This window comes from Latilactobacillus parasakei (genome assembly GCF_049674265.1).
Taxonomy (GTDB): Bacteria; Bacillota; Bacilli; order Lactobacillales; family Lactobacillaceae; genus Latilactobacillus; species Latilactobacillus sakei.
Map to the genome: position 1 here is coordinate 123,168 of NZ_CP186861.1, position 13,576 is coordinate 136,743.

Below are 13,576 nucleotides of genomic sequence, written 5' to 3' on the forward strand. Positions count from 1 at the left end.
TTCAATTAATAATTGACATTACGGGTGTTATTCGCTAATATATTAGGTGTTCCAATTTATTGCCCGTTGGTCAAATTGGTTAAGACGTCGCCCTCTCAAGGCGGAGTTACGGGTTCGATCCCCGTACGGGTGATATTGATCATATCCTAGAATGAAAAGAGCTATTAAACCGCGGTTTAATAGCTCTTTTTATGTGCTTTTTATTTTTTTCTTCAATAACAACCCTAATAGGAATTGAACCTATTCTTGTTAACCATAAAGGGTTACCTAGCTGGTGATTAACGTTCTGACTTGCGATAACCTGCAGCAATCGCAGCTTGTTCGTTAGGGAATGTAATCATATTAGCAGAACTCATATGATAGGTTGCTTGTCCGGGTACATGATAGATGTGAGATCTTGTGTTACCGACGATCACACCTTGATTGGTAGTTGTATCAGCACCTGTTGCTTGTGTACTTTGGGCGGCAACTGTTGCTGCTCGTTCAGTTGATTCACTTGCAGCTCTAGCAGCCTGTTCATTAGCAATACGAATACTTTCAGAAGCAGCGCTTGAAGCGGCTTGTTCACTTGCTTGACGAGCGCTAGTAGAAGCAGCTTGGACGCTTGATACGCTTTCTGAGTTTGAAATCGAGGCGGCTAATTTCTCTGAAGATTCTTTTTCAGCACGTTCTTCCGATTCTTTTTGAGCTTTGGATTCTGATTTAGAAGCAGCGCGAGCACTTTCGGATTTTGAGGTTGCTAATGCAGCTTCTTTTTCAGCTTTTTTTAGTAGATCTGAAGCGGTCGCGATTGATGTTTGTAGTTGCTTTTTAGTTTTTGAATCTTTTAGCTGTTTGACTTGCTTGTCAGCAGCAGTGATATCATGCTTGGTCACATCTTGTTTTAATTTAGTGTGCTTGCTATTTGTAAAAAGCGCATTTACCGCAGATTTTGCCGCTGTTAGTTTGTTATCGACAGTTGTTACTTTGTCATGCTGTGGAGCTTTTGTTTTAGCGGCAGCAGGTTGAGTTGCCCCCACACCAATAAAACTGATTACAAAAATAATAAGTGCATACCAGATCCGTTTCTTGATCTTGGCGTAAACCTCGGGATTCTTTTTCTTGGTCATATACCGCTTAATGCCATAATAGGGTAGGGCAAAAAAAGAAATGACCAATAGTAATGCAAAAAAGTTAGACATTTTATCTCCTCCAAAAGATAAGTATTCAGCTTTTATTGTCATCGGTTTTTTGGACAGATAAGTAGATTCCAAGGGACGTAATTGCTTAAATCAGTATTTAACATAGGTAAATAATATTTAAAAGTATAAGTAAATAATGTCGGATTGACAATCTTTTTTTGATTTAAAACGGAAAATCGTGCTTTTTTTGGTAATTTACAGAAAAAAACCGCCTTTTTTTGCGTCATTTTCAATAGATTATAAATCCTATATTACCAGTCATCACAGGGGACAATATTACAGATCAGGCCGTTAAGCGGTTGTTTTGTTACAGGATTGTCATCAATTGTTACTTGTTTGATACTTACAAATGATTTTTAGATGGTATATTAATGTCACGTTATTAATACGACATTAAATTTTTGAAACAACAAGGAGATAAACACACAATATGAAATCACTTAAAACACTTTTATTCAGCGCTACATTATCAACTGCCGCAACTGCAGGTCTTTTATTCGCAAGTAACGGCCATGCCGATGCAGCTACGAACTACACGGTTGTCAGCGGTGATACATTATCATCAATCTCACAAAAATTTGCTGGCAACAGCAGCTTAATCGAAAAGATCGCTAACGCTAATAAAATTGCTAACAAGAACTTAATCTATGTTGGTGAAACATTAACAATTGATGAAGAAACACAAACTGTTACAGTAGCACCTGCTACAACACCAGTTGCAACACAACAAACAACTCAAACAACAACACCTGCTGCTACACAACAATCCGTTCAAAAAGCAGCAACACAAACACAACCCGTTCAACAACAAGCAACAACAACGCCAGTTGTTAAACAACAACAAACAACAACTACTACGACAACTACAAACACAACAACATCAACAACTAACTCAGCTAAAGAATGGATTGCCAACAAAGAATCAGGTGGTTCATACACAGCAAGTAACGGTCAATTCGTTGGTCGTTACCAATTATCAAGCTCATACTTAAATGGTGACTACTCAGCAAGTAACCAAGAACGTGTTGCAGATCAATATGTAACAAGCCGTTATGGTTCATGGGAAGGCGCAAAGAGCTTCTGGTTAGCAAACGGTTGGTATTAAGATAAAATAGTTTAAACTAAAAAGCAGTGGCTAACGCCGTTGCTTTTTTTTACACTATTAATAAAGCGCTTTATTTATGTTGGCAACCCCTGCTTAAAAAGTGTACACTAGAATTAATTTAAAAGTTTGGAGTTTTGGGCATGAAAGTATTAGGAATATTAGGTAGTCACCAACGCGATGGCGTTAATGGCCAGCTATTACAAGCCGTTTTAGCAGGTGTGGGTCCCGAAGATGATGTCTCAACTATTTTTCTAAACGATTTCCAAATTTTACCGGACACGGGGCAACCAAATCCGGTGTTAGATCAACTTGAACAACAATTGTTAGCAGCTGATGTATGGGTATTAGTTGCGCCTACTTATTGGGGCGCTATGTCTGGTGTCATGAAAAACTTCTTAGATTGCGAGGGCGCCTAGTGCGCTTTAATCGGGCAGGAGATGCTTTGCCTGATCGGTTTAAGGGGAAAAGTTACGTGACTATCAGTAGTTGCTATGCAAGCGGGCTAGAAGAGTTTGTGACCGGTATGACTGATGGGACTTTTAGAACTTTTGATAAGGTGCTTAGTGCAGCCGGACTGCTGAAGATTCGAGAAGTTGTTCAAACCAACTCATTTGGATTAAAGACATTATCTATGAAAAAACGCACTGAGTGTCAGCGAATCGGCGCTGGCCTTCATGATAAAGCTAAAAGGACGGATGATACCGTGAAACGTTATGGACAGTTATTTGGCATGGTTGCTTGCGCTACGTTGATTACCATGTTATTGCAACGGCTCGTTAATATTGTGTTACCCATTACCCAGTTTTGGGTGAATTACGTCTCGTTTGTATTAATTTTCTTTATCTTACTTGCGAGCGTACTCCGCTTTTTCACAGTGGTTAAACATAGAAGACATTAGGAGGCTTTCTTATGAAAATTGCATTAATTGCACACGATCGTCAAAAACCGTTAATCGTCAAATTAGCAACAGCTTACCAGCCTATTTTGGCGCAACATGAACTTTTTGCGACTGGGACAACTGGTCAGAAAATTATTGATGCAACGGGTTTATCCGTTAAACGCTTTAAGTCTGGCCCATTAGGTGGGGATCAACAAATTGGCGCTTTAATTTCTGAAAATAAAATGGACCTTGTTATTTTCTTACGAGATCCATTGACGGCCCAACCACACGAACCAGATGTTAATGCGCTCATTCGGTTGTCTGACGTTTACGAAGTGCCACTTGCCACTAATATTGGCACTGCGGAGGTGCTATTGCGGGGCCTTGACCAAGGTCTGATGGATTTCCGAGAAGTCGTTCATGATCAAGACTCTAATCCAATCAATCTATAAACTAGAAAAGAACCGGGACTAAATTTATTTTGTCACGGTTCTTTTTTTGCGTATAATAGAAGTATTGAGTTGGAGGGTTTGTCTTGCAAAAGAAAATTAATTTTCACGACCGGTTAGGAACTGCCATGTTTTTAACCTTTATCGGTGGTTTTTTAGATGCTTATTGTGTGATTCTACGAGGTGGCGTGTTTGCTAGTGCACAAACGGGTAATATCGTATTTATCGGTGTTGATATCGCTACCAATCAGTGGTCACAATTACCTGAAAAGATTATGCCAATCATCGCTTTTGGAATTGGGGTCATTATTGTGCAATTGGCTCGGCGCCACTTTAACACGGCACGCTTGAATATTTGGCGTTTATGGTTACTCGCATTACAAATCATCGTTTTGATTATCGTTGGTTTTTTAAGCACTGCTGTCCCTAATATGATTGTTACGACGATGTTATCGATGTCGATGGCAACCCAACTAGCCAGTTATTCAACGGTTAATGGTTATCCATATGCCAATACTTTTACGACTGGGAATTACCGGAAGTTAGTTGAAAATTGTTATTTATTTATTGCGACGAAGGAAAAAAAATACCAACAAAAAGCCAAGTATTTTGGGCTAATTGTTGGTAGCTTCTTTATCGGAACGATTGGTTCTGGTTTCTTAGTCAAAGTCATTAATGTCCGTGCAGCCTGGTTAGCCGCAGCATTGCTGGCAATTTTCTTTGCATTACAGTTATACTTCACTGAAGAAGTAATCGCTGAAACGAAAAAAATGAGCCGTTAACGGTAGTGATAAGTCATCACCAGTGCGACAAAATAGCCTGCGCAAACGAGGGTGCTGAGCCAACTGGCAATAATGATAATCGGGTGCGCAATAAAGGCCCGCATAACGAATAAGAAGAGGGTTAAAATTGCGTATTTAACGAATTCAACCTTTAATGCTTGAAATTGTGGGTTATTCAAAAGAAAGATCCACTAGGAAAATATGACGGTCGGAAAGATGGGTGGTTGTGATCCAGACATCTTGAAAGCCGTCTTTTTGTTTCTCTATTGTTTGTTGGTAAAAAGCTTCTAATAAGTCACGGTGGGCATTAACATAGTCAGAATCGATACGGTTAACGTGGAGCCGCATGTCTGGGAATAGTTTTTCAACATCTGGTAGTTGGACCTGATCATCGATGCCAAAGCGGATAACGTTAGCATATTGGAACGGTTCTAACGTCACTGTTTCAGGATTTTCTTGGATATAGGTTAAAATAGTTGTTAAAGTAGACATAGGCGAATTCCTTTCAATGATTAAAAAATAGTTAGCCCTGCTGAGAGATTGTTTAAGACATGTAATATGATACTACTCTTAATGGTTTTTGTGCGATAATAAACGATTGCTAAGACTAATCCGAGTAGTGCTTTGGAAATGAAATAGATCGGATCAGTTGAAACGTGTACGAGACCGAATAATAGAGCGCTCGTCATAATGTTTAGAATAGGTGATTTAACGAAGAACCAATTCATTAAGAAACCACGGAAAAGTAATTCTTCCATCATTGGCCCTAAGATCAAGGTATAGGGCAACATGAAAATACCGAGGACGGCAAAAATTTGAACGAGGCCATCGACATTGGCGTTTCCTGTTTTCTGCATAAAGGGCACCGTCAAATTATTAATCACTAGCATGGCGACAAATCCAATTAGAATTGCACGCCAGTGGGCTTTTGAAAAATGATTATGATATTGCGGCCCTTTTACTTTTTGGTAAAGATACCACATTAAAATGGTGATCCCAATGGTTAGAATTAAAAAGAGCCACTCGACAATTAAAATTAAATGCGTCGTTCGCTGTGCTTTTGGTAGGGCAGCTAAGCTACCTACTAATAAAAGGGGGATTTGTTGCATGATTAAAAGCAAGATAAAACAGATAATGTGTTTGAAATGTTTAATACGCGCCACCTCCATGTGGCTATCATAGCATATTAGTGAGATTATCAATAAAAAAAAATTCTTTTTTTGCTATTTAATAATTTATATGGTATTATAAACAAGTAATCAATATTGAAGCGTAATTTAAGTTTTGAATTTCATAACTCTAATCAGCGTTTATTTATCATTATTTATTGCAACAAAACGTACATGTATATGTATTAGGAGGAAATTATTATGAACAACGGTACAGTAAAATGGTTTAACGCAGACAAGGGTTTTGGTTTTATTACTGGTGAAGATGGCAAAGACGTATTTGCTCATTTCTCAGCTATCCAAGGTGACGGTTACAAGTCATTAGACGAAGGCCAAGCAGTATCATTTGATGTTGAAGACAGCGACCGCGGTCCTCAAGCAACAAACATCGTTAAACTTTAATAATGTTTTAAACCTCGCTTATGCGAGGTTTTTTTATGCTCAAAATTAAAAAGGTTGGTTAAACAATTATTTCTTGTTTAGCCAACCTTTTTTAGTTGTTTACAATTTATTGTAAATACCGGTGCTATAAATAACCAATTAAAAGGCTTAAAGCCAATATCTGATGATTATTATCGTTTTTTTTTAATTTATATTAATTATTTTGACTCGGACTGTTTGTCGTGATAAAGCGCCTTAAGGCTTTCATTTTCTTGTTCGAGGTGATCAAGTTTTTTGAGAATTGCGTCTAGTTTGTCATCAGTATCTTGAGTGAAGTAACTGGTAATCGAACTGGTGAGTGTGCCGATAAAACCTATTCCAACTGACATTAGCATAATTGCCGCGATACGACCAATCAGCGTGTGTGGTCAGATATCACCGTAGCCAACCGTTGTGGCGGTCGCAATCGCCCACCAGAATGAATCAGCAAGGGTTGCCTTTTCGGCGAGTGCGTATAAAACGGAAGCGATGATTAATACGGCGGCACTGACATAAGTCAGATAGAGTAGGCCATTTTGTTTGAGGAATTTCTTGGAATGGCGCTGTAACTTACCTGTTAAACCTACCAAGCGTGTAAAACGGAAAACTTTCATTAACCCAGCAATGCGAAAGAGACGTCCCAGTCGGAAAAATGAAAAGAGGGTGCTTAGCGGAATAATCGCAAGTAGGTCAAAGATATTCGTCTTGAAGAAGCGGCGTTTATCAGTAGCAAGCCAAAGACGCACGAAATAATCGACCGTAAAAATAATTAAAATCGTATTATCGATGGCGAGATAGGGTGCAGCTGTCAGGTCAATGACGTCGCTGTAGTCTAATAGAACGAAGATAATTGAGATGATGGCGAGTATGGCGATGGTAATCGTGTAAAAACGTTTGAGTAACTTCATAATATGCCTCACAAAATTAGTTTTAAATAAGAACATTCCTATTATAAGATTAATGGCGCTGTTAGACAATAACGGTTAGTGAGTGATATTGTATCAAGCCTGGTAATAACTTAGTATTGCATCCAATTAAAATCAGTGCTAAAATGACAGAACGTCATAAATTGCGACGGTATGTCATTTTTAGTTGAAAGGAGTCCCAATGCATGCCTAAAAAAACTTTTTTCCGGTTACCGGCAGAAAAACAACAACGGTTATTAAAGGCCGCCCATGCCGAATTTTCACGGGTCCCGTTTAATGAAGCATCGGTCAGCAACATTATTAAAGCTGCTGAAATTCCACGGGGTAGCTTTTATCAGTACTTTGAAGATAAGGCTGATATTTTCTTTTACGACCTCAGTTTACTGCGTGATAGCTCTAAACAGGATTTAGAACAGCTCTTATTAGATACCAAGGGTGATCTTTTTAAGACAATTCGGATTTTCTTTAAGGCAATGGCGAATGAAGCGATTAATGGTGAGAATGCGCAATTTTATCGGCATTTATTCTTGCACATGGATTTCAAAAATCGCCGTAAAATGTCACCTGAATTGATGCATGCGCATCGGACAGAGGGTTTTCAGTTTTTAATGGACCATGTTGATTTTAGTTTGCTGAAAATTGATAAAACACAGCCGGATGCCGTTAGGTTGCTTCTCCATCAATTAATGAATAATGTTTTTCAAAGCATTGCTTCCTATTATTTAAATCGTGATACTGAGCAAGCCTTAACAATAGAACAAATCTACGAACACTTCGAATTAGTCACTGGTTGGTTAGAAACCGGCGCGAGCGTTCAAGATAAGTAGAATAGAAAGAAGGAACAAAACGCATGATTAAACTTGCAAAAAAGAGAATGTCGGGCTTAGCCGTTTTTGGTGCTGTCTTATTCATGGTGATTCAAGTTGTTAGTAACTTGTATCTCCCTAATTTGACGTCTGATATTGTTAATAATGGGATTGCCAAAGGCGATATTGATTATATCTGGCAAGCCGGCTTCAAAATGCTCGGCTTTTCATTGATCAGTATCTTAGCCGCAATCTGTAACGTTTATTTAGCTGCTAAGACATCACAAGGTCTGGGCCAAAAATTACGATCAGATATTTATCGGAAGGTCATCAATTTCTCACACGATGAAATGGACCAAGTGGGGACCTCTTCACTGATTACACGGACGACTAATGATGTTGTTCAAATTCAAAATGTGGCGATGATGTTCTTACGAATGATGATCATGGCTCCTATTATGTTGATTGGTGCTAGCTTCTTGGCTTACCAAAAGAATGCGCAATTAACATCAATCTTCGTCGTTGTCTTACCATTGATGGCAATCTTTATCGGTGTCGTGATGTACTTTGCCGTACCGCTTTTCAAAGCGATGCAAAAGAAGACTGACCGGATTAACTTAGTTTTCCGTGAAGGTTTAACAGGGGTGCGGGTAATCCGTGCATTCCGGCGCGATAAGTTCGAGCAAGAACGTTTTGACGATGCGAACTTAGATTACACACAAAATGCTAAAAAGGTCTACAGTATCATGTCTGTCATGTTACCTGTGATGACATTAATTATGAGTGGGACAAATATTGCGATTACTTGGATGGGTGGTCACTTAATTGCTGATCAAGCCATGCAAGTGGGGAACCTATTAGCCTTCATGACTTATGCGATGCAAATCTTAATGAGCTTCATGATGCTTTCAATGGTTTTCGTCTTCATTCCACGGGCACAAGCATCAGCCGTTCGGATTAATGAAGTCTTAGATTTACAAACACCAATTGAAAATCCAGAAAACCCAAAAAGCTTGACAGATCAAACTGTCAGCTTAGCCTTCGATAATGTTAACTTCCGCTACCAAAATGCAGAAAAATTAGCCTTAGAGAAGATTGATTTCCAAGCGTCTGCTGGTCAAACCGTTGCGATCATCGGGGGGACTGGTTCAGGTAAATCAACCTTGGTTAACTTGATTCCGCGTTTTTACGACGTTGAAGCCGGCCAAGTTCAAGTTGATGGATTAAACGTCAAAGATGTGACATTGCATGATATTCATGAACAAGTCGCATTTGTACCGCAAAAAGCCAATCTCTTTACAGGAACGATTCGCGAAAATATGCAATATGGGAATCCGGATGCAACTGATGATCAGATTTGGCATGCACTTGAAATTGCCCAATCGAAGGATTTCGTTAGCGAACTTGATGGTGGCTTAGACAGTCACGTTGAACAAGGTGGCGGTAACTTCTCAGGTGGTCAACGTCAACGATTAGCGATTGCCCGGGCATTAGTTAAACGCGCATCAGTTTATGTTTTTGATGATTCATTTTCAGCTTTAGATTTCAAGACGGATGCCCTTTTACGCAAAGCCTTGAAGGAAGATACTGAAATTCAAAAGAGTGTCGTCGTCATTGTTGGACAACGGGTCTCAACTGTGGCTGATGCCGATACAATCTTGGTCTTAGATGAAGGCCAAATGGTTGGTAAAGGCACGCATGCCCAATTAAAGGCAACAAATGCAACTTACCAAGAAATTATCAATTCACAAATCAGAGAGGGGGATGAAGCCTAATGGCAGAAAAAGCAGCAACAAACCGGCCACAAGGTGGTCACGGTCCAGGTCGCGGCATGGGCGGCGTCGTTGAAAAACCTAAGAATTTCTGGGGCACAACTAATCGTTTATTGAAATACATGTCGAGCCGTTTAATTGCCTTAGTATTTGTCATTGTTTTGGCGATTGTCTCCGTTATTTTCCAAATTAGAACGCCCAAAGTTTTAGGGGAAGCAACAACTGAAATCTTTAAAGGGGTGATGAAAGGCAATGCTATGCAAAAAGCTGGGATTGCAATGGATCGCTTACCAATTGATTTCGATAAGATTCAACACATTATCATGACGGTGATCTTGATGTATCTTGCTTCAGCCGTCTTCAGTTTCTTACAACAATTTATTATGACGCGGATTTCACAACAAACCGTCTACGAATTACGTAAGGAATTGAAAGATAAGATGCAACGGGTGCCAATCAATTATTACGACACCCATTCAAACGGGGATATCATGAGTCGTGCGATTAATGATATGGATAATATTGCCAGCACGCTACAACAAAGTTTAACGCAAATGGTGACCAGCACGGTAACGTTTATCGGTGTTTTATGGATGATGCTGACAATTAGTTGGCAATTAACACTGATTGCTTTGGTCACAATTCCGTTGAGTTTAATTGTCGTTGGGATTGTCGCACCTAAGTCGCAAAAATTCTTTGCCGCACAACAAAAGAGTTTAGGGTTATTAAATAATCAAATCGAAGAAAACTTTTCCGGTCAAGTGGTCTTGAAGACCTTTAACCGGGAACAAGTCACGATTGATACATTTGAAGAACAAAATGAAAAGTTGTATAAAGCTGCTTGGAAAGCCCAATTTATCTCTGGGGTGATCATGCCATTGATGACTTTCGTCAATAACTTAGGGTATGTTTTCGTGGCAATTATCGGTGGGATTCGCGTCTCACACGGTCAAGTCACATTAGGGGACATGCAGGCCTTCATGCAATATACACAACAATTCTCACAACCAATCTCACAATTGGCTAACTTGGCAAACACAATTCAATCAACGATTGCTTCAGCTGAACGGGTTTTTGCAGTTTTAGATGAAGAAGATATGTCTGAAGAGCCTTCAACTGTCCCAGTTGTGCAAGATGATGCCAACCAATTAGAAATGGAACATGTTGAATTTGGTTACCAAGGCAAGGATCTCTTGTTGACGGACTATAATTTACAAGTTAAACCAGGCCAAATGATCGCGATTGTTGGTCCTACTGGGGCTGGTAAGACAACTATTATTAACTTACTTGAACGCTTCTACGATGTTAGTGGCGGTTCGATTAAATTAAAAGGTGTCGATACACGTGATATGAGTCGGGAAGAATTGCGGAGTCATTTTGCGATGGTTCTTCAAGATACTTGGCTATTTACCGGGACGATTTGGGATAACTTGAAATACGGTAATGAATCAGCTTCAGATGAAGCAATTTTGGCAGCTGCTAAAGCGGCCCATGTTGACGGCTTTGTTCGTCAGTTACCTGAAGGTTATAACACAGTCTTGAATGAAGAAGCTTCAAATATTTCACAAGGTCAACGACAATTATTGACGATTGCCCGGGCTTTTGTGGCCGATCCAGATATCTTAATCTTGGATGAAGCAACAAGTTCGGTTGATACGCGGACTGAAATTCATATCCAACACGCAATGGAACGGCTATTGCAAAATCGGACGAGTTTCGTTGTTGCCCATCGTTTATCAACGATTCGGGATGCGGATAACATCATTGTGATGAATCACGGTTCAATTATGGAAACCGGTACACATGATGAATTGATGGTTCAAGATGGCTTCTACGCTGATCTATATAACAGTCAATTCTCAGGGAACGTCGAGATTTAAATTGCTATTAAATAAGAGACATCATCAGGTTAAACTGGTGGTGTCTTTTTTTAGATGGCGTATACTAATAGTATTGATTCAAATAGGAGGTTTTGAGATGCGATTTGAACAAACGATTCACCAAATTGAGGCGTTAGTGGCTGATGAAGTTGTACCAGGTGTTTCATATGCCGTAATTGAAGACCAGCAAGTGACGACTAAGGTTCTTGGTTATTCAGAACTGACGCCTAACCTAATCCCGTTAGAACCAGGACAATTATACGATTTAGCGTCTTTGACGAAGGTGATTGGGACGACGACGTTGATTCTCCGTTTGTTAGAGCGGGGTCGCCTGTCACTTACGACCAAGGTTCACAGCATTTTACCAGCGTTTAAAGATCGACGGGTGACGGTTTTGCACCTCTTGACCCACACATCGGGCTTAGAGGGCTATATTCCTAATCGTAATCAGTTAGCTGCGCCAGCATTAAAAGAAGCACTATTAACGCAATTGACAGTTGGCCCTAATTTTGGAAAAAAGGTTGTCTACACGGATATTGGTATGTTGTATTTGGGCTGGATACTAGAAGTGATTTATGGTAAACCGGTTCAAGATTTAATTCAAAATATGGTGCTAACCCCTTTAGGGATGGACCAGAGTACGTTTACCCCAGAAGCAAGTCGAGCAGTACCGACCGAACTAACAATGACTAGAGGGCTTATTCAAGGCGTTGTCCACGATCCAAAGAGTTACACTTTACAAAACCATAGTGGTGCAGCAGGGCTTTTTGCACCGTTAGACGATGTCGTTCGGTTTGCACAGTTTCAACTAGGGCAATTAAAAGTTGCTGAGGCACCGGTTAGTCAAGCAAGTGTTAAGGGCTTATACCGCGACTGGACACCAGCCCATTTAGGTCGATCATTGGGTTGGGATTTACGGTTTACAGCAGATCAGACACCATTGATTTATCATACCGGTTTTACGGGGACTTTTATGTTGCTAGATCGAAAACGCCAGACGGGCTTGATTGTATTGAGCAATCGGATTCACCCGTCAGCAGATAATCAAGCTTTTCTTGATCGGCGGACAATGATTGTGGATCAATTCTTGGCTGAAGATAAGGTCTAATCACGAAATCGCTTTAAAAACAGTTACTACCACGTCTTATCCGCTTTCATTTATGGTAGAATAGAAACATTGATAAATAAAGTGCATTAGGAGTGATTGAATTGACAGAACCATTATTTCTAAAACCAGTTTTCCAAGAAAAAATTTGGGGTGGCCGCAAATTAGCAGAAGCCTTCGACTATGATTTACCAGATGGCGACATTGGTGAATGTTGGGCGATTTCAGCACATCCACATGGTCCCAGCACAATCGAAAATGGTCCCTTAAAAGGGCTCACATTAGATCAAGCTTGGGCCCAACACCGCGATTATTTTGGTGATGCCAAGGGAGAAGTTTTCCCATTATTAACGAAGATTTTGGATGCCGAAGCAAGCTTATCAGTTCAAGTCCATCCAGATGATGCCTATGCAGCTGCTCACGAAGGCCCTACAGAATTAGGTAAGACTGAATGTTGGTATATTTTAGATGCCGAACCTGGTGCTTACTTAATCTATGGTCATCACGCTAAAAACAAAGCAGAACTAACGGAAATGATTGAAGCGGGTAAGTGGGATGACTTATTGCGTAAAGTACCTGTTAAAACGGGCGACTTTTTCTACGTCCCAAGTGGCACAATTCATGCCTTGAATAAGGGGATTATGGCCCTTGAAACGCAACAAAGTAGTGATACGACTTATCGGTTATACGATTATGATCGAGTAGATGCGAAGACGGGTGAAAAACGTGAATTGCATCTAAAACAATCAATTGATACCACGATTGTGCCCCATCAAGATCCTGTTTTGAATATTCAAACAGAACACGTTGGGGATTCAACCATCACAACTTATGTGCAACCCCCAATGTCACCATTTTTCAGTGTTTACCAATGGTTGGTCAAGGGTGATTTACACTTTGACCGGACAACAGCCCCTTATACTTTAGTGTCAGTGGTTGACGGTGAAGGTGAATTGGTTGCGGATGGTCAAACCTACCCAATTCATAAGAACATGCACTTTGTCTTACCATTTGGCATTAAGTCATGGGACTTAAAAGGTAACATGCAAATTATTGCTTCAGAACCGGGTAACAAGTAAAATAAACATAACGAATTGCAAC

At 40.0% G+C, this 13,576-nt stretch carries 15 protein-coding genes, 1 tRNA gene and 1 pseudogene; 11 read left to right on the top strand and 6 right to left on the bottom strand.

The window, feature by feature from the left end; translation table 11 throughout:
• Nucleotides 1-60: 60 nt before the first annotated feature.
• Nucleotides 61-133, top strand: a tRNA-Glu gene (locus tag ACPBEH_RS00620).
• A gap of 145 nt (nucleotides 134-278) precedes the next feature.
• Here ACPBEH_RS00620 and ACPBEH_RS00625 read toward each other — a convergent pair.
• Complete coding sequence (locus tag ACPBEH_RS00625) at nucleotides 279-1,181, bottom strand: toxin Cry1Ac domain D-VI-related protein (protein ID WP_424349358.1); 903 nt, start codon at nucleotides 1,179-1,181, stop codon at nucleotides 279-281.
• A 430-nt stretch (nucleotides 1,182-1,611) separates the two neighbouring features.
• Between ACPBEH_RS00625 and ACPBEH_RS00630 the strand changes: the two genes are divergently transcribed.
• The 4 genes and pseudogenes from ACPBEH_RS00630 to ACPBEH_RS00645 all read left to right on the top strand — a co-directional run bounded on the left by ACPBEH_RS00630 (nucleotide 1,612) and on the right by ACPBEH_RS00645 (nucleotide 4,397).
• Nucleotides 1,612-2,286: a LysM peptidoglycan-binding domain-containing protein gene (locus ACPBEH_RS00630; protein ID WP_424349359.1), complete on the top strand. Its 675-nt coding sequence runs from the start codon at nucleotides 1,612-1,614 to the stop codon at nucleotides 2,284-2,286.
• Between the two features lie 140 nt (nucleotides 2,287-2,426).
• Nucleotides 2,427-3,184 (top strand): annotated as a pseudogene (locus ACPBEH_RS00635) (flavodoxin family protein).
• 11 nt (nucleotides 3,185-3,195) lie between these two features.
• Nucleotides 3,196-3,618: a methylglyoxal synthase gene (mgsA, locus tag ACPBEH_RS00640; protein WP_112206151.1), complete on the top strand. Its 423-nt coding sequence runs from the start codon at nucleotides 3,196-3,198 to the stop codon at nucleotides 3,616-3,618.
• Between the two features lie 83 nt (nucleotides 3,619-3,701).
• On the top strand, nucleotides 3,702-4,397 hold the full coding sequence (locus ACPBEH_RS00645; protein ID WP_011374854.1) for a YoaK family protein: 696 nt from the start codon (nucleotides 3,702-3,704) through the stop codon (nucleotides 4,395-4,397).
• Here ACPBEH_RS00645 and ACPBEH_RS00650 read toward each other — a convergent pair.
• From ACPBEH_RS00650 to ACPBEH_RS00660, 3 genes are read right to left on the bottom strand one after another with little or no spacing between them, the layout of a single operon-like run.
• A complete protein-coding gene (locus ACPBEH_RS00650; RefSeq protein ID WP_424349360.1) occupies nucleotides 4,394-4,576 on the bottom strand; it encodes a hypothetical protein in 183 nt (60 codons plus the stop codon). The genes ACPBEH_RS00645 and ACPBEH_RS00650 overlap by 4 nt on opposite strands.
• The gene (locus ACPBEH_RS00655; protein WP_011374852.1) at nucleotides 4,569-4,889 is read right to left on the bottom strand and encodes a hypothetical protein; all 321 of its coding nucleotides are present in this window, start codon (nucleotides 4,887-4,889) and stop codon (nucleotides 4,569-4,571) included. The genes ACPBEH_RS00650 and ACPBEH_RS00655 overlap by 8 nt, the downstream gene beginning before the upstream one ends.
• A 20-nt stretch (nucleotides 4,890-4,909) precedes the next feature.
• Nucleotides 4,910-5,566, bottom strand: a complete 657-nt coding sequence (locus tag ACPBEH_RS00660) for a lysostaphin resistance A-like protein (protein ID WP_424349361.1) — start codon at nucleotides 5,564-5,566, stop codon at nucleotides 4,910-4,912.
• Between the two features lie 201 nt (nucleotides 5,567-5,767).
• Here ACPBEH_RS00660 and ACPBEH_RS00665 point away from each other — a divergent pair, with 201 nt between their 5' ends.
• A complete protein-coding gene (locus ACPBEH_RS00665; RefSeq protein ID WP_004270328.1) occupies nucleotides 5,768-5,968 on the top strand; it encodes a cold-shock protein in 201 nt (66 codons plus the stop codon).
• Between the two features lie 197 nt (nucleotides 5,969-6,165).
• On the opposite strand, the gene ACPBEH_RS00670 is transcribed toward ACPBEH_RS00665, so the two are convergent.
• Both ACPBEH_RS00670 and ACPBEH_RS00675 read right to left on the bottom strand, forming a co-directional pair.
• On the bottom strand, nucleotides 6,166-6,336 hold the full coding sequence (locus tag ACPBEH_RS00670) for a hypothetical protein (protein WP_424349362.1): 171 nt from the start codon (nucleotides 6,334-6,336) through the stop codon (nucleotides 6,166-6,168).
• 39 nt (nucleotides 6,337-6,375) lie between these two features.
• Complete coding sequence (locus ACPBEH_RS00675; RefSeq protein WP_424349363.1) at nucleotides 6,376-6,894, bottom strand: ion transporter; 519 nt, start codon at nucleotides 6,892-6,894, stop codon at nucleotides 6,376-6,378.
• A gap of 203 nt (nucleotides 6,895-7,097) precedes the next feature.
• Between ACPBEH_RS00675 and ACPBEH_RS00680 the strand changes: the two genes are divergently transcribed.
• The 5 genes from ACPBEH_RS00680 (at nucleotide 7,098) to manA (ending at nucleotide 13,554) form a co-directional block, all read left to right on the top strand.
• Nucleotides 7,098-7,739 (top strand): TetR family transcriptional regulator, encoded by a 642-nt coding sequence (locus ACPBEH_RS00680; protein ID WP_424349364.1) that lies wholly within the window; start codon nucleotides 7,098-7,100, stop codon nucleotides 7,737-7,739.
• 23 nt (nucleotides 7,740-7,762) lie between these two features.
• The gene (locus ACPBEH_RS00685) at nucleotides 7,763-9,493 is read left to right on the top strand and encodes an ABC transporter ATP-binding protein (RefSeq protein ID WP_424349365.1); all 1,731 of its coding nucleotides are present in this window, start codon (nucleotides 7,763-7,765) and stop codon (nucleotides 9,491-9,493) included.
• Nucleotides 9,493-11,370, top strand: coding sequence for an ABC transporter ATP-binding protein (locus tag ACPBEH_RS00690; RefSeq protein ID WP_011374847.1), 1,878 nt, complete (start codon nucleotides 9,493-9,495; stop codon nucleotides 11,368-11,370). Before ACPBEH_RS00685 ends, ACPBEH_RS00690 begins: the two co-directional genes overlap by 1 nt.
• A 97-nt stretch (nucleotides 11,371-11,467) precedes the next feature.
• Entirely contained in the window at nucleotides 11,468-12,478 is a 1,011-nt protein-coding gene (locus ACPBEH_RS00695; RefSeq protein ID WP_424349366.1) for a serine hydrolase domain-containing protein, read from the top strand.
• A gap of 101 nt (nucleotides 12,479-12,579) precedes the next feature.
• Nucleotides 12,580-13,554: a mannose-6-phosphate isomerase, class I gene (manA, locus tag ACPBEH_RS00700; RefSeq protein WP_011374845.1), complete on the top strand. Its 975-nt coding sequence runs from the start codon at nucleotides 12,580-12,582 to the stop codon at nucleotides 13,552-13,554.
• Nucleotides 13,555-13,576 lie beyond the last annotated feature (22 nt).

Coding starts and splice junctions, on each gene's coding strand:
- ACPBEH_RS00670 (WP_424349362.1), bottom strand. CDS start 6,336: ATGTCAGTTGGAATAGGTTTTATCGGCACACTCACCAGTTCGATTACC.
- ACPBEH_RS00675 (WP_424349363.1), bottom strand. CDS start 6,894: ATGAAGTTACTCAAACGTTTTTACACGATTACCATCGCCATACTCGCC.
- ACPBEH_RS00685 (WP_424349365.1), top strand. CDS start 7,763: ATGATTAAACTTGCAAAAAAGAGAATGTCGGGCTTAGCCGTTTTTGGT.
- ACPBEH_RS00655 (WP_011374852.1), bottom strand. CDS start 4,889: ATGTCTACTTTAACAACTATTTTAACCTATATCCAAGAAAATCCTGAA.
- ACPBEH_RS00680 (WP_424349364.1), top strand. CDS start 7,098: ATGCCTAAAAAAACTTTTTTCCGGTTACCGGCAGAAAAACAACAACGG.
- mgsA (WP_112206151.1), top strand. CDS start 3,196: ATGAAAATTGCATTAATTGCACACGATCGTCAAAAACCGTTAATCGTC.
- ACPBEH_RS00625 (WP_424349358.1), bottom strand. CDS start 1,181: ATGTCTAACTTTTTTGCATTACTATTGGTCATTTCTTTTTTTGCCCTA.
- ACPBEH_RS00695 (WP_424349366.1), top strand. CDS start 11,468: ATGCGATTTGAACAAACGATTCACCAAATTGAGGCGTTAGTGGCTGAT.
- ACPBEH_RS00630 (WP_424349359.1), top strand. CDS start 1,612: ATGAAATCACTTAAAACACTTTTATTCAGCGCTACATTATCAACTGCC.
- ACPBEH_RS00665 (WP_004270328.1), top strand. CDS start 5,768: ATGAACAACGGTACAGTAAAATGGTTTAACGCAGACAAGGGTTTTGGT.
- ACPBEH_RS00660 (WP_424349361.1), bottom strand. CDS start 5,566: ATGGAGGTGGCGCGTATTAAACATTTCAAACACATTATCTGTTTTATC.
- ACPBEH_RS00690 (WP_011374847.1), top strand. CDS start 9,493: ATGGCAGAAAAAGCAGCAACAAACCGGCCACAAGGTGGTCACGGTCCA.